This is a genomic window from Streptomyces sp. NBC_00386, assembly GCF_036063235.1.
Lineage (GTDB): Bacteria > Actinomycetota > Actinomycetes > Streptomycetales > Streptomycetaceae > Streptomyces.
In genome coordinates this window covers 1,184,045-1,204,926 of record NZ_CP107950.1, presented here as the reverse complement: position 1 = coordinate 1,204,926, position 20,882 = coordinate 1,184,045, and the positions used below count along the sequence as shown (strand labels likewise).

The 20,882-nt window shown below is 71.6% G+C and carries 12 protein-coding genes; 5 read left to right on the top strand and 7 right to left on the bottom strand.

The annotated features are described in order from the left end of the window. Window positions 1-2 precede the first annotated feature (2 nt). The 4 genes from OG780_RS05120 to OG780_RS05105 all read right to left on the bottom strand — a co-directional run bounded on the left by OG780_RS05120 (window position 3) and on the right by OG780_RS05105 (window position 6,168). Window positions 3-2,831, bottom strand: a complete 2,829-nt coding sequence (locus OG780_RS05120; protein WP_328445116.1) for an NHLP bacteriocin export ABC transporter permease/ATPase subunit — start codon at window positions 2,829-2,831, stop codon at window positions 3-5. 1 nt (window position 2,832) lies between these two features. Further along, window positions 2,833-5,055, bottom strand: a complete 2,223-nt coding sequence (locus tag OG780_RS05115; protein WP_328445114.1) for an NHLP family bacteriocin export ABC transporter peptidase/permease/ATPase subunit — start codon at window positions 5,053-5,055, stop codon at window positions 2,833-2,835. Continuing rightward, the gene (locus OG780_RS05110) at window positions 5,052-5,861 is read right to left on the bottom strand and encodes an HlyD family efflux transporter periplasmic adaptor subunit (protein WP_328445112.1); all 810 of its coding nucleotides are present in this window, start codon (window positions 5,859-5,861) and stop codon (window positions 5,052-5,054) included. Before OG780_RS05110 ends, OG780_RS05115 begins: the two co-directional genes overlap by 4 nt. A gap of 91 nt (window positions 5,862-5,952) precedes the next feature. Continuing rightward, window positions 5,953-6,168, bottom strand: a complete 216-nt coding sequence (locus tag OG780_RS05105; protein WP_326783939.1) for a type A2 lantipeptide — start codon at window positions 6,166-6,168, stop codon at window positions 5,953-5,955. 736 nt (window positions 6,169-6,904) lie between these two features. On the opposite strand from OG780_RS05105, the gene OG780_RS05100 reads away from it, so the two are divergent. Continuing rightward, entirely contained in the window at window positions 6,905-8,278 is a 1,374-nt protein-coding gene (locus tag OG780_RS05100) for a S1 family peptidase (protein ID WP_328445110.1), read from the top strand. A 169-nt stretch (window positions 8,279-8,447) separates the two neighbouring features. Here OG780_RS05100 and OG780_RS05095 read toward each other — a convergent pair whose 3' ends face one another. Continuing rightward, on the bottom strand, window positions 8,448-10,616 hold the full coding sequence (locus OG780_RS05095) for a SpoIIE family protein phosphatase (RefSeq protein WP_328445108.1): 2,169 nt from the start codon (window positions 10,614-10,616) through the stop codon (window positions 8,448-8,450). A 290-nt stretch (window positions 10,617-10,906) separates the two neighbouring features. Between OG780_RS05095 and OG780_RS05090 the strand changes: the two genes are divergently transcribed. Beyond that, window positions 10,907-13,339: a SpoIIE family protein phosphatase gene (locus tag OG780_RS05090; protein ID WP_328445107.1), complete on the top strand. Its 2,433-nt coding sequence runs from the start codon at window positions 10,907-10,909 to the stop codon at window positions 13,337-13,339. Between the two features lie 12 nt (window positions 13,340-13,351). Continuing rightward, window positions 13,352-13,861: a metallophosphoesterase family protein gene (locus OG780_RS05085; RefSeq protein ID WP_328445105.1), complete on the top strand. Its 510-nt coding sequence runs from the start codon at window positions 13,352-13,354 to the stop codon at window positions 13,859-13,861. A gap of 113 nt (window positions 13,862-13,974) precedes the next feature. Here the strand turns inward: OG780_RS05085 and OG780_RS05080 are convergent, their stop codons facing one another. Next, window positions 13,975-15,195, bottom strand: a complete 1,221-nt coding sequence (locus OG780_RS05080; protein ID WP_328445103.1) for an XdhC/CoxI family protein — start codon at window positions 15,193-15,195, stop codon at window positions 13,975-13,977. Window positions 15,196-15,447: 252 nt separating this feature from the next. Between OG780_RS05080 and OG780_RS05075 the strand changes: the two genes are divergently transcribed. Together OG780_RS05075 and OG780_RS05070 are read left to right on the top strand one after the other, a co-directional pair. After that, window positions 15,448-17,433 (top strand): translation factor GTPase family protein, encoded by a 1,986-nt coding sequence (locus OG780_RS05075; RefSeq protein WP_328445101.1) that lies wholly within the window; start codon window positions 15,448-15,450, stop codon window positions 17,431-17,433. Window positions 17,434-17,542: 109 nt separating this feature from the next. Continuing rightward, window positions 17,543-19,411 (top strand): cellulase family glycosylhydrolase, encoded by a 1,869-nt coding sequence (locus OG780_RS05070; RefSeq protein ID WP_328445099.1) that lies wholly within the window; start codon window positions 17,543-17,545, stop codon window positions 19,409-19,411. A 7-nt stretch (window positions 19,412-19,418) separates the two neighbouring features. Here OG780_RS05070 and OG780_RS05065 read toward each other — a convergent pair whose 3' ends face one another. Further along, on the bottom strand, window positions 19,419-20,678 hold the full coding sequence (locus OG780_RS05065) for a YncE family protein (protein ID WP_328445097.1): 1,260 nt from the start codon (window positions 20,676-20,678) through the stop codon (window positions 19,419-19,421). Window positions 20,679-20,882 lie beyond the last annotated feature (204 nt).

Here is a 20,882-nt window from a genome sequence, read left to right as displayed (position 1 = left end):
GCTCAGGCCAGCTGCCGCCGCACCAGCTCGTGCAGCCGTCCGCCCGTGTCCGCCAGCAACTGCGCGGGCGGGCCCTGCTGGGCGACCCGGCCGTTCTCCATCACGATGACACGGTCCGCGTCCAGCACCGTCGACAGCCGGTGCGCGATCACCACCCGGGTCGCGTTGAGCGCCTTGGTGCTCTCGATCACCGTGCGCTGCGTCGCGTTGTCCAGCGCGCTGGTCGCCTCGTCGAAGTAGAGGATGCGAGGCCGCCGTATCAACGCCTGCGCGATCATGAGGCGTTGGCGCTGACCGCCCGAGATCGCGCCGCTGCCCGAGACGAGCGTGTGCAGCCCCATCGGCATCCGCGCGATGTCCTCGGCCAGGCCCGCCATCTCCGCCGCCTCCATCGCCTCCTCCGGCGTGTACGGCTCGGTGCCGCAGATGCAGTCCAGGATCGACCCGGTGAAGGGCTGCGCGTGCTGGAGCACGACACCGCACTGACGTCGTACGGCGGACTGGTCGAGGGCCCCCAGATCCTGGCCGTCGTACAGCACACTGCCCGACACCGGCCGGTCGAAGCCGATCAGCAGCCGCAGCAGAGTGGACTTGCCGCAGCCGCTCGGGCCGACGATCGCCACGAACTCGCCCGGCCGGACGGAGAACGACACGTCGTCCAGGACGAGCGGACCGTCGTCGGCGTACCGGAACGACAGCCGCCGCGCCTCGACCGAACCGGACAGCACACCGGGACGCGTGCTCGCCCCGCGCACCTCGGGCGTCGCGTCGAGCACCGGCCTGATCTCCTCGAACATCGGCAGCGCGGCCGCCGCGGAGACCAGCGCGCCGGTGATCTGGGTGACCGACGTCAGCAGCATCGTCACCGACGTGTTGAAGGTGAGGAAGGCCGCGGCCGACAGCGAGCCCCGCGCCGGGCCCGCCAGGAGCATGAACATCAGCAGGGAGCACAACGGCAGATACACCGCGCCCATCACCGTCGTCAGGTTCTTGACGCGGCCGACCCGCTGCTGGAGTTCACGGCTGCGCGCGAACTCGCCCGCCCAGGTCGCGTACGCGTAGTTCTCGGCCCCCGCGACCCGCAGCTTGGGCAGCCCGCGCAGGGTCTGGAACGCCTGGTTGTTGAGCTTGTTGCCCAGGACCACCAGCCGTCGCTGCCCGCGCACCTGCCACAGACCGAGACCCAGGAACACGGCCGCGACGACCACGAGCATGCCGATCGCGGCCAGCGCCATCGGCACGCTGTACCAGAGCAGCAGACCCAGGTTCATCGCGCCGACCGTGCCCGCCTGCGCGAGCGTGGGGCCCACACCGGCGAGCAGACGGCGGATCGCGCTCACGCCCAGCGCGGCACTCGCGAGCTCACCGGTCGAGCGGGCCGCGAAGAACGACGTGGGCAGCCTCAACAGCCGGTCCCACACGGCTGGTTGGAGACTCGCCTCGATCCGGCCCTCCATCCGCAGCAGCGTGAGGTTCTGCAACAGCGTGAACGCCGCCGAGACGACGCTCGTGACCATCAGCGCGAGACAGACCTGCACGATCAGGCCGTGCTCGGCCCTCGGGACGTACTCGCCGAGCACCCGGCCGGTCGCGATCGGCACCAGCGCGCCGATCGCCACGGTCACCAGAGCGCTGATCGCGAGGTTGCGCAGATCCCCGCCCGTGCCCGCCAGACAGAACCGCAGCAGCCGCAGCGGGCCGAGCCCGTGCTCGGGCAGCGGGCGGTAGAACATCACGGCCCGCGGCTCGAACTCCGAGGCGTTGGCCTTCTCGACCGGCGTCTCCCGCCCGGACGACGGCTGCACGGCGACATAGCCGCCGCGCCGCCACAGCAGCGCGACCGGCGCACCGGACACCGCCCGGCTGCCGACCAGGGGGCCGATGTCGTCACGCCACCAGCGCCCGTCCAGCCGCACGGAACGGGCGCGGAGCCGTGAGGCGAGCGCGATCCGTTCGACGGGGTCGAGCCGTTCGCTCTCCGCGCCGCCGCCCGTCCGCGCGGCCAGGGTGATCCCGGCTGCGCGGGCGACCAGTTCGCAGGCCGCGTAGGTGGCGTCCGCCTCGGCCGCGGTCGGGCGCTTCGCCGACGCTCTGCCGATCGAGGCGAGCAGCGCCCGGTCGGCCCGGTCACGGACGTCCTCACCGGCCTTGATGCCCGCCGCCGCACGGTCCTCGTGACCGGCCTCCAGCTCCTCGATCCAGCGGTCGAGCGTGGACAGCAGCCGGTACTGCTGGTCGACCATGCCCTGCCAGACACCGGAGTCCATCAGCAGATCGGCCGCCGCCTCGGCCCCGTACAGCGAGCCGTACTGCACGCTCCCCGGCGGGACCCGCATCCAGAACACGTCGTCGTCGGTGGGAGCGGCGGTGTACTCCCCGGCCGTCGACGCCTGGAAGAGGATGGAGAGACCGCGTCCCACGCCGAGCGCGAGGGCGTGCTCCAGCGGGCTCGACGCCGGGGGCACGAACTGCGGGTTGCCGTACGCGTCGTACGACCAGGTAGCCGTGTCGGCCGGCCGGTGCAGCTCGCGCAACCCGATCCGGCGCAGCTCGCAGCCGCGCAACGGCCGTCCCACCAGGGTGTGCTGAGGGCCCGTCACCGGACCGAGCAGCAGGGAGCCCGCTTCGAGCCGGCCGAGGTGATGCCAGTGACCCTGCTGCGCCGCGTCGACCGCGAACAGGTCCATGGCTCCCGCGGCCACCAGCCACAGGACCTGCGGACCCTCCAGATCGAGACGGCTCACTCCCGCGCAGCCGACATGGGTGCCCATGCCGCCGAGCGCGCCGAGCACCATGTCCTGCTCGTGGACGCCTTCGTGGACCGTGCTCATCTCAACGCTCCCTGACCAGACCGGCGTAAGGGCCTTCGGCCGCCACCAGTGCCTCGTGCCGCCCGCGTTCCACGATCGAGCCGTGTTCGAGCACGACGATCTCGTCGCTGTCCCGTACGGTGCTGAGGCGGTGGGCGATCACCACGCAGGCGCAGCCGCGCCGGCGCAGGTTGTCCATGACGGTCTGCTCCGTCTCCGCGTCCAGGGCGCTGGTCACCTCGTCGAGTACGAGGATGCTGGGCCTGCGCACCAACGCCCGCGCGATCTCCAGGCGTTGCCGCTGACCGCCGGAGAAGTTCCGCCCGTCCTGCTCGACGCGGCTGTGGATCCCGCCGGGACGGCGGGTGACGACGTCGTACAGCGCCGCGTCCTTCAGAGCCGCGGCCACGGCGTCGTCGGGGATCGACGGGTCCCACAGCGCCACGTTGTCGCGGACCGTCCCCTCGAAGAGGAACACGTCCTGGTCGACGAAGGACACGGACGACGCGAGCGCTTGGCGCGGGATGTCCTCCAGGCGCCGGCCGTCGATGCGGATCGTGCCCTCCCACGGCGTGTACAGGCCCGAGATGAGCCGGGACACCGTCGACTTGCCGCTGCCCGAGCCGCCGACCAGGGCGACCTGCTGACCCGGCCCGACCGTCAGCGAGAATCCGGTGAGCAGCGGTTCGTCGAGCGGGCTGTAGCCGAACGTGATGTTCTCCAGCTCCACATGGCCCCGCAGACGCCGGGTGGACCCGCCGGTGTCCGGGCGGGCGTAGAGCGGATCGGCGCGGAAGTCCTCCACGTCCTTGAGCCGGGCCACGTCGGCCGCGAAGTCCTGGATCCGGCCGGCGACACCGTTGAGCCGGGTGATCGGCGCGGTGAACCGGGTGACCAGCGCCTGGAAGGCGACCAGCAGACCCACGGAGACATGTCCCTCGACCGCCCGCAGGCCGCCGATCCACAGGATCAGCGCGCTGTTGATCATCGCCAGCGTCGGGGCGACCACCCCCAGCCAGGCGCTCGGCACACCGAGGCGCTGCTGCTCCTCCAGCGTGGTGGCGTGCTGTCCCGCCCACTTGCGGAAGTAGCCGTCCTCGCCGCCGGTGGCCTTCATCGTCTCGATCAACTGGAGCCCGGTGTAAGAGGTGTTGGTCAGCCGGGCGGTGTCGGCGCGGAGCTTGGCGGTGCGGGTCGCGCGCAGCCGGATCACCACTCGCATCGCCACCACGTTGAGCAGCGCGACACCGATGCCGACAGCCGTCAGCTGCGGGTCGTAGGTGTAGAGCAGCACGGCGTACAGGACGACGACGACCGCGTCCACACCCGCCGCGGCGAGATCGCGCGCGAGGGTCTCGGCCACCGCGTCGTTCGACTGGAGCCGCTGCACCAGATCGGCCGGGCTGCGCTGGGAGAAGAAGGTGACCGGCAGCCGCAGCAGATGACGCAGGAACCGTGCGCTGGAGAGCGTCGAGGAGATGATGCGGCCACGCAGCAGATTCGCCTGCTGCAGCCAGGTCAGCACCACCGTCAGCAGCACCGAGACACCCATCGCCGCGAACAGCACCCCGAGCAGCGAACTCTGACCGCCGATCAGATACTGGTCGATGAACGTCCGGCTGAGCGCGGGCACGGCCGCGCCGACCGCCACCAGCAGCAGACTCGCCAGCACCGCGGCGGGCATCGTGCCCGAAGTGCCGCGCAGCCGGGCCGGCATGGCACCCAGCACCCCCGGCCTGCGGCCGCCCCTGCGGAACCCGGGGCCCGGCTCCATGACCAGGACGACTCCGGTGAAGCTGGTGTCGAAGTCCTCCATCGGCACGAAACGACGGCCCTTGCCCGGGTCGTTGATGTGCACGCCCCGGCGTCCGAGACGGCGCCCCATGCCGTTGTAGACGACATAGTGGTTGAACTCCCAGAACAGGATCGCGGGCCCCCGCACCTCGGCGAGAGCGGCCGTGTCCATCTGCATGCCCTTGGCCGTCAGACCGTAACCGCGTGCCGCCTTCAGCAGGTTGCTCGCGCGCGAACCGTCCCGCGAGACACCGCAGGCGATACGCAGCTCTTCGAGCGGGACGTGCCGGCCGTGGTGGCCGAGCACCATGGCCAGGGACGCCGCACCGCACTCCACGGCCTCCATCTGGAGGACGGTGGGGGTGCGGACGCTCCTGACCCGGGTCCTGGGCACGCTGCGCCGGGGCGGGGCGGCGCGCCGCCTGCCGCGGGTGTCCGGTGCGGCGCTCACGGCAGGAGCCAGTCGACGGGGCGCTGACCGGCCAGCCGTACCGAGGCCGTGGCCAGGGTCATGGAAGTGAGCGCGTAGGGCGGCCCGTCCGCGGACGACCACTTCAGGCCGCTGCGGGTGGCGGACGACCGGTCGAGGCGGACCAGCACGGCGACCGGCCTGCCCTTCTCACTGAACTGCTCGCCCAGTTGGGCGTCGCCCAGGTAGGCGGCGATCTGCTGCCTGGTCTGCGCGCTGCGGCCCACCGCCTTCACATGGCCGCGCAGCACTCCGTACCGCTGGGCGGGCACCGACTGGACGGTGAGGTCGACGGCGGCGTCGGCGGGAACGGCGGCCGCGCTCGCGGCGGAGACGTACACCGTCGCGTACAGGGGGTCGTCGGCGTGGGCGGCCTTCTCCACGGCGGCGACGTTCGCGCCGGTCGAGATGATCGCGCCGATGGCGGCGGCCAGGGCGGTGACACGGCCCGAGGCGACCGTACGGACGACGGCCGTCTCCCCCTGCGCCGTACGCACCTTCAGTACGGGGGCGTTCGCGGGGAGCCGTTCACCCTCCTTCGCGAGGACCGCCGTGACCTGCCCGGCGACCGGGCTCTGCAGGATGTAACTGCCCTGCGCGTGGGTGAGGACGGCGGGCGCTGCGACGGTGGAGGTGACGGTGCCGGTCACGGCCCAGACGGAGGCCGCGGCCATGGCGAGGACCGTCACGGACAGGGCGAGCCGGCCCTGGGGGCGGGCGAAGCGCACCGGAAGGTCGAGCTCTTCGGGGGAGCGCAGCTTGGCGAGGGCCTGTTGGCGGAACTGCACGGGACTCTTCTCACCTGTTCGAGAGGCTCACGGCATCCGAGAGTCCCGGAACCGGTGGGGCGGTTCCGGGACTCGGCGGCGTGAAACGCGATCAGAGACCGGCGACCAGGCCGGTGACCGGGGCGGTGTTCAGGCCGGTCACACCCTCGACGGTGCCGATGGCCGTGCCGACGATGCCGGAAACCGGGGCAACGCCGTCCACCAGGCCGGTGACGGTGCCGACGGCGTTCAGCGCGAGGCCACCGGAGACGTTGTCGAGGTCGGCGTCGGAGATCTCGGCGGTCTCGACACGGGGGGTGGAGTTCATGATGGAACTTCCCTTCATATGGATATTCACAAGGGGGAGAGCGGCCCCCTCTGGGGGACAGACGACGGCCGCCACCGCAGGGGTGCGGCTCCCGTTGCCGGGAGCTGTGCTGCGACCTCCGCGGTGCAACGGATCAAAGCACGGCCGCGGGGCGCGCTTCCAATCAACCAGGGCTCTCACCTGGGAACTTGTGCTCCATGGGCGGTGAACCGTGCACGGGTGCACACGCCTCTGCGGCCACTTCTTCACATGCTGCGCGGCATCGATCCACACTGACCCTTGCCACTCCCGCGCGGAATCGGACAGTCCCGGCCCATCGGCGCGCGGGGGGGCGCGCGACTGTGCAGATCCCCGGTCCGCGGTGACCTCGGTGAGCATGGGCTGTGCAGATTCCCTGAACCCGGGATTCCGCCGCCGCTCGTCGACGGAACGTCGTCGACCGGTCACTTTCCGTGCCGCCCTGGATGCGGCTGTCCTCCTCGGCGGCGCTGTCCGCTCTCTCCGGTTCCCCCGGCCTCGGCGGTCCCGCCTGTGCCGGTCCTGCCCGTCCCGCCGTCCTTCCAGTAGAGGAAATGCCCTGGTTGTCTCCGCAATCGACACCTTTGGCGAAGTCAACTCCCGCAATTTGCAATGGCAGTTGAACGCCCCGGGTGACACACGCGTATCAACGGGCAAGCAGGCGCCCCCTAGTCAGCTGCCGGACGCGGCATCGACCCCGTCCCCAGGAGGTCAAGAGTTGAGTCACAAACGGATACCCAAGCGCAAGGCCGCCATCGCGGTTGGCGGCGTCGCGGCGCTCGGAGCAGCGGCTCTGCTGCTGCCCAACGCCAACGCGTCGCAGTCGAACGGGGATGCCGCCACTCCCAGAACCTTCGCGGCGAACGACGTCTCGGACGTCGCGTCCATGCTGGCCTCCCAACTGGGTGACACGTTCGCCGGCTCGTACTACGACGCGCAGCAGAAGCAGCTCGTCATCAATGTCGTCGGTAACAACAGCAACGTCGTCAACCAGATCGAGAAGGCCGGCGCGGTGGCCCACCAGGTGCAGAACAGCACCGCCGCGCTGCAGACCGCCGCCAAGACCCTCAAGGCCGACGCGACGATCCCGGGCACGGCGTGGTCCGTCGACCCGAAGACCAACGAGATCCGGGTGACCGCGGACTCCACCGTCACGGGCGACAAGTGGAACACGGTCGAGTCGACCGTCAAGGGCCTCGGTTCCGGCGTCGCGACCCTCTCGAAGTCCGCGGGAACCCTGAAGACCTTCGTCGACGGCGGTGACGCCATCTTCGGCGGCAACGCGCGCTGTTCGCTGGGCTTCAACGTCACCGCGGGCGACGGAACCCCCGCCTTCCTCACCGCGGGCCACTGCGGTGTCGCCGCCGCCGAGTGGTCGGACGCGGCGAACGGTGCGCCCATCGCCACCGTCGACCAGGCCACCTTCCCCGGAGACGGCGACTTCTCCCTCGTCAAGTACGACGACCCGGCCACGCAGGCGAACAGCGCCGTCAACGTCGGCAACGGGCAGAGCGTCCAGATCAGCCAGGCCGTCGAGGCCGCCGTGGGCCAGCAGGTCTTCCGGATGGGCAGCACCACGGGTCTGCACGACGGCAACGTGACCGGTCTCAACGCCACCGTGAACTACCCGGAGGGCACCGTCACGGGCCTCATCCAGACCGATGTGTGCGCCGAGCCGGGCGACAGCGGCGGTTCCCTGTTCACCCAGGACGGCGGCGCGGTCGGCCTGACCTCCGGCGGCAGCGGTGACTGCACGGCCGGCGGCGAGACCTTCTTCCAGCCCGTCACCACCGCCCTGGCGGCGACCGGCGCGACACTGGGCGCCGGTGACGCGGGTGCGGGTGCGGGCGACGCGGGTGCCGGTGACGCCGGTGCCGGCGCGGTGGACCCGAGCGCGAGCGCGGCGGATCCGGGTGCAGCTGACGCGGGCGCCGGCGGTGACGCCGTGGACCCGAGTGCGAGTGCGGTGGACCCGGGTGCAGCTGACGCGGGTGCCGGTGGCGCGGTGGACCCGAGCGCGAGCGCCAGTGACGCGGCGGGCGCGGGTACCGGCCAGAACGGGACGCACCACCGGTCCCGCAAGCACCACTAGTCCGGTACCGCCACCCCAGTAGTCGGCCGCCGGTGACGGATCGGGCCTCGTGTCCGCCCCCGAAGCCGGTGAGTCCGGCGATCAAGAACCACTGACCGGCCAACGGAACAGGGAATTCCGGTCGACAGTGGACAGGTCCGGCCCTCCGGCGGGAGGGTCGGACCGCTCCTCATACGGCGCCGTTCCCACCATGCGGCCGTACCCGCAGCAGAAGCAGGGCGACGTCGTCGGGCCGCTCCTGCGTGCTCTCCTCGCCCTGCTGGAGCAGAGTGTCGGCCAGCTCGTCCAGGGGCTGGTGCCCGCTCGCGGCGAGCCGTCGCGCGAGGTCGGCGAGCGCGTCCTCGATGTCGACACCGGGGGATTCGATCAGACCGTCGGTGTACAGGGCGAGCACCGATCCCGGGACGAGCGGCACCGCGGTCGTCGGATAGACGGCGTGGGGGTCGATCCCCAGCAGCGGCCCGCCGGCCAGGTCGAGCACCTTCACCTTGCCGTCCGGCCGGAGCAGCAGCGGCGGCGGATGCCCCGCCCTGGCCATCACGGCGACCCCGCGCGCCGGGTCCAGGCGCAGATACAGACAACTGGCGAACAGCTCGGCGCCCAGGTCGATGAGCAGCCGGTTGGTGCTCCCCATCACCTCCTCCGGCGCCTGGCCGACCGCCGTGTACGCGCGGACCGCGGTACGGATCTGCCCCATCAGCCCCGCCGCCGTCACGTTGTGCCCCTGCACGTCCCCGATCACCGCCGCCGCCCGGCCGTGCGAGGACACCAGGTCGTAGAAGTCCCCGCCGATGTCCATGCCCTGGGTCGCCGGCAGATAGCGTGCCGCCGCCTCGACCGAGGCCAGCGGCGGGAGCGAGGACGGCAGCAGCGCGGCCTGAAGGCCCTGTGCGAGCTGGAGTTTCGCGTCGTAGAGCAGGGCACGCTCCAGCGCTTGGGCGATGAGACCGCTCAGACTGGTCAGCACCGCCCGCTCGTCGGGCGCGAAGTGGTGGGACTGCGCGTACCCGAGGACGCAGGTGCCCACCGGCCGTCCGGAGGCCACCAGCGGCAGATACGCCCACGCGCCCATGCCGTCGGGCGTGGCGTTCCGCGACGGATACAGCCGCTCCAGCTGCTCGCGCGAGTCGAAGAACGCGGGCACACCGGTGTTCAGCGCCTGGGTGCCCGGGGTCTGCTCGCTCAGCGGCAGCCCGTTGAAGCGCTCCACGATGTGCGCGTCCGGATAACCGCGATGCCCGAGGACGTGCATGCGCCCCGCCCGGCTGGCGAGGACGACCAGGGACTGGCTGCCGACGGCCGGCGAGATCTCGTCCGCCACCAGCTGCACCACGTCCTGCACGCCCGCCGCCTCCGTCAGCGCGCTCGCCAGGCTCAGCACATGGGAGATCGTCACCAGGCGGGGGCTGCCGTCGCGCCGCTGCGGGCCCGCCCGCGTCATCTCGGACACCGGGCGGGCCCGCGAGATCCGCACGCTCAGCCCGCTCGTACTCGGATACAGGCGGAAGGAGAGCCAGTCGCCCGGCGGACGCAGGGCGACGAAGGAGGTCACGTGCTGGCTGATCAGCGCCGCCCGGTAGCGGTCCTCGTAGACGGGGTCGTTCAGCCAGGGCACGGCCGCCCACAGCTGGGTGCCCAGGAGACGGCTGACGGGCACCCCGAGCAGCTCGGCCGTCGCCGCGTTGGCGAAGCCGACCCGCCCGTGCAGATCCAGCGAGCACAGCCCGTACGGCAGCCGCCCCACCATCCGCGTGGCCTCCACCGAACCGAGCGTGCCGCCGGGCGCCTCCGCCGACGGCGTGAGCAGGTCCGGCTCGGGGTGCAGCGGCCGGTTCTCCGCGGCGGCACGCTCCAGACGCAGCGCGAGCCGGTGGCAGGCCGCGGTGAGGCGATCACGCTCCCGGTCGGAGAGGTCCGGCGGATGCGAGCCGGGCCAGGTCACGTAGACGGCGCCGTACACCGTGGCGGGCGTCGCCACCGGAAGCGCGACGAGAGCGAAGGGATACGGGAGCACCACCGCGATCCGGGGGTACCTGCGGGCCATCTCGTGCTCGCCGCCCACCCAGATCAGCCGCCGCTCCCGTACCGCCTCGGCGACCGGGATCGGCGCGTTCAGCCCCACGCGTTCCCACGGCGCGGCGAAGGCCCGTGGCAGCCCGGCGGACACCGCCATCTCCAGCACCGGCTCGTGGGAGGACAGTAGATAGAGGGCTCCCGAGTGGGCGTCCACGTCGTCCAGCATCGCGGCCAGCGTCAGCGACAGCAGCGGACGTCCCACCGGGGCCGGCCGGCCCGCCGGCGCCTGCGCGGCCTCCTGCCCGTCGGACACGGCGACCACCTCCTCGCGGGGCCGTCCACGACTCCGCACCTCCAGGGGACAAGGCTCCTCCCTGGAGGTCGATCCCGCACGGCGAGCCGGCCCGCCCCCGCGGCCCGGCGAGCCGCTGTCCCGCCCGGCCGGGACGCGAACCGTCACCTTCGTCATGAGAGCACGGTGCGAACGACATGAACCACGACGGATCCGCTTTCGTCGGATCGGCCGTCCCGTATGGGCTCCGCCGCAGGCCCGGCGCGTTCGGAACGGTCACAGGGGCTGCGCCCGAGCCCGGGAAGCGCTGTAATGACGGCGTGGTCAGTGAGGGTGCTGCGGAACGCGGAACGAGAAGGTCGCGTGCCGAACTTGCCCTGAAGACGCTCACCGCGGATCTCGACCCACGCGAACGGCTGCACCGCCTGCTGGAACAGGCACTCGTCTTCACCGGTGCGACCGTGGCCGCCGTGTACTCACCGAGTGTGAGCGGCGGTGAACTGCAGCTGGCCGAGTCCGCGGGGGTGCCCAGGACGCTGTACGGGCTCCGCGACAGCTACCCCCTGTCCGGCGGCTCCCCGGCCGCCGAGGCCCTGCGCTCGGGACTGCCGTGCTGGCTCGGACCCGAGGAGCTCGGGCGCTGCGCCGACGCCCGGCGACTGGCCTCCCAGGACTTCTCACTGGCCGTGCTGCCCCTGGGGGACAACGGCTGCCTGGTCGCCGCCAGTGAGAGCCCCGACGGCTTCGGCCCCGAGGACCGGGCCTGCCTCGGGCTGCTCGCCGATGCCGTGGTCTGCCCGCCCGCGCCGCCGCCGGACAACGCGGCGGACCTGCCCGCCAACGCGTTCAGCCTCGCCATGGACACCGGGCACGTCGAGGTCGACCGCGAGGTGCTCGACCTGTTCGGACTGTCCCCCACCACCTTCGACGGCAAGGTCGAGACCCTGCTGTCCATGGCCGTGCCGGAGGACCTCCCGGCCCTGATGTCCGCGGTCGAACCGGACCACATGTCGATCGGTGAACGCGAGCTGGAGTTCCGCATCCACCAGCCGTCCGGCGGACACAAGTGGCTGCGGCTGCGCGCCCGGCTGCTGCCCTCCGCCGAGGGCCGCCCCGCACGGCTCGTGGGCATCGTCTCCGACGCCTCCAAGCTGCGTTCCGGCCTGAGCGACGTGGGCCGCGTCCAGCGTCTCGCGGCCGCGCTGGCCACCGCCGGCACCGTCCGCGATGTCGGCCAGGCCGTCGTCGCCGCCCTGCGCAAACCCCTCCAGGCCGACCGGATCGCCGTTGCCGAGCTGGAGGGCGACCGTCTCGTCGTCACGCTTCTGGACCCGCCTCAGCCGGAGTTCTGGCCGGAGCTGTGGCGCAGTGAATGGCGCTCGGAGTGGCCCGACGCGCCCGTCCGGGCCATGCCCACGCTCGCGGCGGCCCTCAACGAGGGGCGGCCCGCCATCTGGCCCGCGGGCGCGGACCTGGAATCCGCGCTCGCCGAGGTCGGCCCCGGCGGCCTCGCCGTCCTGCCGCTGCCCGCGGGCGGCCGCATGGCGGGCGCCTGCCTGATCGGCTGGGACGCCCCGCACGAGTTCGGCCCCGAGGAGCGGGCCCTGCTCACCGCGTCCGCGGGTCTCGCCGGGCAGGCCCTGGTACGCGCCCACGCCTTCGACGCCGAGCACGAACTGATCGGCATGCTCCAGCGGACCCTGCTCCCACGACGGCTGCCCCGGCTGCCCGGCGCGGTCGCCGTCGCCCGCTATCTGCCGACCACCTCCGGCCTGGACGTCGGCGGCGACTGGTACGACGTCATCCCGCTGCCCGACAACCACGTCGCCCTCGTCATTGGCGACGTCCAGGGACACAACGCCTCGGCCGCGACCCTCATGGGCCAGATGCGCACCGCCCTGCGCGCCTACGCCGTCGAGGGCCACCCGCCGGACGTGGTGGTCTCGCACGCCAACCGGCTCCTGCTCGATCTGGAGACCGACCTCTTCGCCACCTGCTGCTATGTCGACGTCGACATGGAGGAGGGGTCCGCCTGGTATGTGCGCGCCGGACACATCCCGCCCGTGCTGCGTCACCCGGACGGCCGTACCGAGGTCCCCGACTCGGAGACGGGACCGCCGCTCGGCGTCATCCGCCAGACCGACTTCCCCATGAGCCCGCTGCGGCTCCGGCCCGGCACCATCGTCGCGCTGACCACCGACGGTCTGGTCGAGTCCGTCGAGGTCGACATCGAGGACGGCCTCAAACGTCTCGCCGAGGGGCTGGCCGGCTCCGACCCCGCCCACCTCGGTCTGGTCGCCGACGAACTGCTCACGGGCGCCAACCGCAGCGACGACGTGGCCCTCCTGCTGATGCGGTACGACGGCATGGAGGTACTGCCGCTCCGCGAGAGCTGGACCGTCTGGCGGGTCCCCGAGGCGGTCCGGCACGCCCGCCGCTACACCCGGCGCGCCCTGCGGAGCTGGGGCGTCGGCAAGTACACGGACACCGCCCTGCTGATCGTCTCGGAGCTCGTCACCAACGCCCTGGTGCACACCGACGGCAAGGTCAGGCTCGACCTCACCCTCATCAACCACCGCCTGCGCATCGCGGTCGCCGACAACTCGCCCCGTACGCCGATCAAGCCCACCAGCATCGGCTGGGAGGCCACCGGAGGCCGTGGCATCCTGCTCGTCGAGGCGACGTCGGCGGCCTGGGGCACGGTGCCGGTGAGCGGCGGGAAGCAGGTCTGGAGCGAGATCTCGCTCGACTGAGGAGGTGAGGCCGTGCGTCTGCTGCTCATGTCCGACACCCACCTTCCGAAGCGGGCCAGGGAACTCCCCGCCGCGCTGCTCGCCGAACTCCCGTCGGCCGACGTCGTGATCCACGCGGGCGACTGGGTGGACACCGCCACCCTCGACCTGCTGGAGGCCCGTTCCCGGCGGGTCATCGGCGTGTACGGCAACAACGACGGCCCCGGTCTGCGGGCCCGCCTCCCCGAGACCGTCCGCGCCGAGCTCGGCGGCCTGCGCTTCGGTGTCGTCCACGAGACCGGCTCCGCGCAACAGCGCGAACAGCGCTGCGCGCGGCGTTTCCCCGACCTCGACGTGCTGGTCTTCGGCCACAGCCACATTCCCTGGGACAGCACCGCGCCCACCGGCCTGCGCCTGCTCAACCCCGGCTCACCGACCGACCGCCGCCGCGAGCCGTACTGCACGTACATGACCGCGACGGTGACTGACGACGGCCGGCTCACCGAGGTGACCCTGCACCGGCTGCCTCCGCGCAGCGGCTGATCCCGTGGCCACGGGCCACGGGCCACGGGCCACGGGCCACGGGCCACGGGCCACGGGCCACGGGCCACGGGCCACGGGCCACGGGCCGCTGGACGCGGGTCGCCCGGCGCGGCTCACCGCGGATGGATCGCCCCGCCCCTGGCTGTCAGGGGCAGCCCGCTGCCGCCCCAGCGCAGCGCGATGATCTCCGCGGCGACGGACACGGCCACCTCCTCCGGTGTACGGGCTCCGAGGTCGAGGCCGACGGGGGAGCGCAGCCGGGACAGCTCGTGCTCCGGCACGCCGGCCGCGCGCAGCCGTTCCAGGCGGTCGTCGTGGGTGCGACGGCTGCCCATCGCCCCGATGTACGCGGCCGGGCGGCGCAGCGCCTCCTCCAGCAGGGGCACGTCGAACTTGGGGTCGTGGGTCAGGACGCAGATCACCGTGCGCGCGTCGGTCGTCGTGCCGCTCAGGTAGTGGTGCGGCCAGTCCACGACGACCTCCACACCCGCCGGGAAGCGCTCGGGCGTGGCGAACACCGGACGGGCGTCGCACGCCGTGACCCGGTAGCCGAGGAAGGCTCCGATGCGGGCCACGGCGGCTGCGTAGTCGATCGCGCCGAAGACCAGCATGCGCGGAGGCGGTGCGAAGGAGTGCAGAAAAACGGTGACGGCGTCCTCGCGCCGCTCACCGTGCGGCCCGTAGTGCCGACGCCCCGTCGCCCCCTGGGCCAGCTCCCCCCGCGCGTCGGCGGCGACGGCGACATCCAGCCCCCCGGACCCGAGCGACCCGACGGTCCCGGTGTCCGGGTCCGTCGGCCCGGGTGGGGCGGAGGCGGCGCCGTCCGGGCCCACCGAGCCGGGCGCGCCGTCCGGGCCGGTGGAGGTCGTTGAGCCGGGGGTCCCGCTCCCGGCCGGGGTCTCGTCAGGCCGGACGGCCAGCGTCGCCCCCCGTGGCGCCGGGCCGTCCAGCACCGTCGCCAGCGTCACCGGGCGGCCCGCCGCCACCGACTCGGCCACCGCCGCGAAGGCCGGATCGTCGGCGGCCGACACCCGCCGGACCAGCAGGGTGATCTCTCCGCCGCAGGTGAGCCCCACGGCGAAGGCGTCCTCGTCGCTGTAGCCGAACGTCTCCAGGCGGGCCTCGCCCGAGGCGATCACCTCCCGGGCCAGCTCGAAGACCGCGCCCTCGACACAGCCGCCGGACACACTGCCCACGATCTCGTCACCCGGGCCGACCGCCATGGCCGCGCCCGGATCGCGGGGCGCGCTGCGGTCGACCGCCACCACCGTGGCCAGCCCGAAGGGCGATCCGGCCGCGTACCACTCGTACAGCGCGGGGAGGATGTCACGCATCGTCCGCTCCTCTCGCCGCGGGGCCGGGCCCGCCCGGGGATCCGGTCACCTCGAAGGACCAGGATCCGGTCACCTCCAAGGATCCGCCCCGCGACGAGGTTTCGTTGAGCGTTAATGCGTTGCCGTCGCGGGTGGCCACCTGCTGCACTGACGGGAACGTGTTCACCGGGACCGATGAGGAGCAGCACATGCGCGCACCGTTCATGTCCACCCAGGAAGGAATCACTCTCATCTCAAAGGACATGACACCCGGTGCATATGCTCAACCTGGGAATCCTGGCGCACGTAGACGCCGGTAAGACGAGCCTGACCGAGCGGCTGCTGCACACGGTCGGGGTCATCGACGAGATCGGCAGCGTCGACGACGGGAGCACCCGGACCGACTTCCTCGCGCTGGAGCGGCAGCGCGGCATCACGATCAAATCCGCCGTCGTCTCCTTCGCGATCGACGACCTCACCGTCAATCTGATCGACACCCCCGGTCACCCGGACTTCATCGCCGAGGTGGAACGGGTGCTCGGCGTGCTCGACGGCGTCGTCCTCGTCGTCTCGGCCGTGGAGGGCGTACAGGCGCAGACACGCGTGCTGATGCGGACGCTCCAGCGGCTGCGCATTCCCACGCTGATCTTCGTGAACAAGATCGACCGCCGCGGGGCCCGGTACGAGGAGATCCTGGACAGGATCTCCGAACGCCTCACCCCGGCGATCGTCCCGATGGGCGAGCCCGGCGGACTCGGCACGCGGGCCGCGTACTTCGCCCCCCACCCCGCCGACCGGCTGCGGCCGCGTCTCCTCGACCCGCTGGCCGGGCACGACGAGGAACTGCTGGCCGCGTACGTCGAGGACGGCCTGTCGGACGAGCGTCTGCGCGGGGCACTGGTCCGGCAGACGGGGCAGGCCCTGGTGCACCCCGTGTTCTTCGGATCGGCCATGACGGGCGCGGGCGTCACCGAACTGATCGCCGGGATCCGGGAGCTGCTGCCCACGGCGAAGGCGGACGCGGACGGGCCGCTGTCGGGCACCGTCTTCAAGGTCGAGCGGGGAGCGGCCGGGGAGAAGATCGCGTACGCGCGGATGTTCTCGGGCACCCTGCGGACCCGTGACCGGCTGACCCTGCGCGACGGTGAGGAGGGGAAGGTCACCGCGATCAGCGTCTTCGACCAGGGCTCGGCGGTCCGTGAGGCGAGCGTGACCGCGGGGCGCATCGGCAAGCTGTGGGGGCTCGGAGCGGTCCGGATCGGCGACACCATCGGTGAACCGCCACGCTCGCCGGCGGGCGAACACCACTTCGCTCCGCCGACCCTGGAGACCGTCGTCTCGCCCGGCCGTCCGGCCGACAGGGGCGCGCTGCACACGGCGCTCACCCAACTCGCCGAACAGGACCCGCTGATCGGTCTCCGGCACGACGAACTGCGCGGGGAGATCTCCGTGTCGCTCTACGGCGAGGTCCAGAAGGAGGTCCTCCAGGCGACCCTGGCCGACGAGTTCGGCATCGACGTCCTGTTCCGCGAGACGACCCCGCTCTGTGTCGAACGGCTCCTGGGCACCGGCGCGTCGGTCGAGTTCAACAAGAAGGACCCGAACCCCTTCCTCGCGACCGTCGGACTGCGGGTCGACCCGGCACCGGTCGGATCCGGTGTGGCGTTCCGGCTGGAGGTCGAGCTCGGATCGATGCCGTACGCGTTCTTCAAAGCGGTCGAGGACACCGTCGAGGAGACGCTGGGACAGGGGCTGCACGGCTGGCAGGTCACCGACTGCGCCGTCACGATGACGCACTCGGGCTATTCACCGCGTCAGAGCCATGCCCACCAGGGATTCGACAAGAGCATGTCCAGCACGGGTGCCGACTTCAGGGGCCTGACCCCGCTGGTGCTGACGGCCGCACTGCGCGCGGCCGGGACCCAGGTGTACGAGCCGATGAACGCGTTCCGTCTGGAGGTGCCCGCGGACACGCTCGGCGCCGTGCTGCCCCTGCTGGCCCGGCAGCGGGCGGTGCCCCGGACCACCCGGATCCAGGGGTCCTCGTGTGTGCTGGAGGGGGTCCTCCCGGTGGTGCGGGCGCATGAGCTGGAGCAGCAGCTCCCGGGGCCGACACGCGGAGAGGGCGAGCTGGAATGCTCCTTCGACCACTACGCGCCCGTGGCGCGGGGCGCGATCCCGGACCGTCCCCGGACCGATCTGAACCCGCTGGACCGCAAGGAGTATCTGCTGAACCTGACGCGCAGGATCGGAGGGTGAGCGGGCCGGCCGTGCTCTCGGCCCTGTGCGCCCAGGCGGGTGAAACGAGAAACTTACTCATGAGTCAGAGGTGTTGACGGCTCCTGGTGCCGGCGGGACTGTTGTGGACATGACGAAGTTACGTGCGCGTCTGCTCGGCGTCCTCGTACTCCTCACCGGTCTCCTCACGGCGGCGGGCACCGGGCCCGCCGCCGCGGACGGACTCCCCGACTCCCTCTGGTTCGACCAGTCGGCCGCCGCCACCCTCACGGTCGTGAACGGCCGCTTCACCGACGGCCTGGGCCGCGAGGTCGTCCTGCGCGGCTACAACGTCTCCGGCGAGACCAAGCTGGAGGAGAACGGCGGACTGCCCTTCGCCTCGGTCGCCGACGCGGCGAAGTCCGCCACGGCGCTGCGCGCCCTCGGCGGCGGCAACTCCGTGCGCTTCCTGCTCTCCTGGGCGCACGCCGAACCGGTCCGCGGCCAGGTCGACAACGCCTATCTCGCTGCGGTCACCGACCAGATGCGAGCCTTCCTCGACGCGGGAATCCGTGTCTTCCCCGACTTCCACCAGGACCTCTACTCCCGCCACCTCTTCAACCAGGGAAGCTGGTACTCGGGTGACGGCGCCCCCAAGTGGGCCGTGACCGCGGGCGGTTACCCGCAGGAGTCCTGCGGCCTCTGCCTCTTCTGGGGCCAGAACATCACCCAGAACAACGCCGTCAAGGCCGCACAGTACGACTTCTGGCACAACTCCTACGGACTCCAGGACGCCTTCCTCACCACGGCCCAGGCCACCATGACGTACGTCCGGCAGCACCTCACCACGGCCGAGTTCACGGGCGTCGCCGGCTTCGACCCGTACAACGAGCCCTACGCGGGCAGTTACGACTCGGGCCAGACCAGCCGCACCTGGGAACGCGACCTGCTCTGGCCGTTCTACGGGAAGTTCCGGGCCCGCATGGACGCGGCCGGCTGGCAGGACAAGCCCGCCTTCGTGGAACCCAACCTCTTCTGGAACGCCAACATCACCTCCCAGAAGCAGGAGGGCGGACTGCTCGACGCGGGCACCCTCGGCCCGCGCTATGTGTTCAACACCCACTTCTACGACCAGAAGGCCATCTCGGGCATCCTCATGTGGGGCAAGGCGGGAGACGGCCAGTACACCGGCGACTTCGGCACCGTACGGAACCGGGCCACCGCCGCCGGGACGGCCGCCCTCGTCTCCGAGTTCGGCCACCCGCTCTCCGGAACGGTCTCGGACAAGGCCCCGACCGTCGACAAGGCGATGTACCAGGCCCTCGACTCCCGGCTCTCCGGGTCCGGCTGGTGGTCGGGAGCGGCCTCGTCCGGACCGGTCCTGTCGGGTACCCAGTGGCAGTGGGACATCTACAGCGGCCGGCACCACGAGCTGATGAACGACAACCCCGACAAGGTCCTGACCTCGGCCGACGCCTGGAACGACGAGGACCTCTCCGCCGTGCGTCTCGACGACTCGGGCACGGCCGTGCTGCGCCAGGACGCCCGGCTCCTCGACCGCCTCTATCCCGGCGCCACCGCGGGTTCCGCCCTCGCCTTCACCTACGAGGACCGCTCCCGCGACGGCTCCACCACCCTGACCTGGAACCCGGTCCCCTCGACCCTTCCGCAGGTCTCCCAGCTGGTGGGAACGGGCCAGTACGGCCTGCTCGTCTGGCGCTCCGACGGCGGGTCCGCCCCGACGGAACTCCATCTGCCGGCCTCGTTCCCCTCCTCGGCCACGACGGTGGTGTCCGATCTCGGAGCGCTGGTCTCCCCGCCCGCCTACACCTCGGCCACGCCCGTCGCCGTGGCTCCCGAGCCGGGCGGCACCGGTAGTCGCCGTCTCCTGCTCACCGCGTCCGGCTCGGGAACCGTGCACTACGCGCTGGTCACGAACGGGGCGAGCGCCCCGTCCGCCGCCCTGCTGAACGGGGCCCGGACCGAACTCGCCGCCTGGGCCGCCGCGCGGTTCGGCTGAACGACCATCAGCTGCCGCCCTGGCCGGTCCAGTTCGCTTCCACATGGCCGAGCCGGACCCGCTGGGGGTGGTCGCCGACCGGTACCGACACCGTCTTCAGCCCGGTCTCGAAGTCGATGGCGGTGACCTGGTCGGCGCCGCTCTCGGAGACGACACAGTCCTTGCCGTCACCGCTCACGGTCGCCCAGTACGGCTTGGCGGCGGGGACCAGCGGTCCTTCCTGAAGGGTCGCGCGGTCGACGACCGTCGCGTAGTCGTCCATCGTCCCCGCGACGCACAGCCTGGTACCCGAGGGGTTCATCGAAATGCCGTGGTGGCGCGAGTCGTTGACCCAGGTCGTGCGGTCGCTGCTGGTGGCGGGGTTCTTCGGGAGGGTCTTCACCCGGGTGATCTTGTCGGTGGCCACGTCGTACTCCAGGAAGCCGTTGAAGAACGACACCTGGAAGTACAGCCTGGACTCGTCCGGCGAGAAGACGGCCGGGCGGACGGCGTCGGAGAAGTCCCTGAGGCCGATGGCGTCCAGGCGCTGGCGCATGTCGATCACCTTGACCTGCTTGAACGTGGCCGCGTCGACGACCGTGATCTTCCGGTCGCCCTTCGTCCAGTCCAGCCAGGGGTCGTCCAGTGCGGTGGTGACGTCACCGATGGCCATGTTCCAGATGTACTTGCCGTCGTGGGTGAAGATGTTCTCGTGCGGTTTGTCGCCGGTCGCGAACGAGCCGAGCTGCCTGCCGGTCGTGATGTCGAGCACGTGCACGGTGTTCGCGGTGGAGGCCGAGACCGCGACCCGGGTGCCGTCGGGCGACACGGCCATGTGGTCCGAGCGGTAACCCGACACGGCGAAACGCCAGTTGATCCGCCCGGTGGCGAGGTCGATCGAGACGACATCGGCGAAACTCGGGCGCGAGACCACCACCGACCGGCCGTCCGGCGTCGAGTACATGTCGTCGACGAACTGGTCGTGTCCCTCGCCGACGCCGTTCCGGATGCCCATGAAGTAGGCCCATTTGATGGGATCGGCGTTGATCGCCGCGAGCCGTTCGGCCTTGTCCGGGATGACGTTGATCCGGCCGATCTTCGCGAAGTCGCCGGAGGACTTGATGACGTCCGAGGTGCCTTCCCAGTTGTTGCCGACGAACATCACCTCCCGCAGATCGGTGGCGGAGGCCTGCGCGCCGACGGCGGAAGCGGCGGTCGCCGTGCCGCCGAGGGTGAGCGTGAGGGCCGCGGCGAGTGAACAGAGGTGTCTGGCTCTGAGGACGGACATGGAGGGTCCCTGTCTAGTGGGGGAGTGCGGGTGACGGCACGGTGGACCAGGAGCGTGCTGTGCGTGCGCGACGTGCGTGACAGGCGAGAATCTGAACATGCCTGCTTTCAAAGTTCACTTACTGGAAAGTAAGGACTGGGGGAGCCTCTTCACAAGGGTCGGTGCACGAGAAAATCGCGGAAGGGGGGGAACACCGGTTCGTGA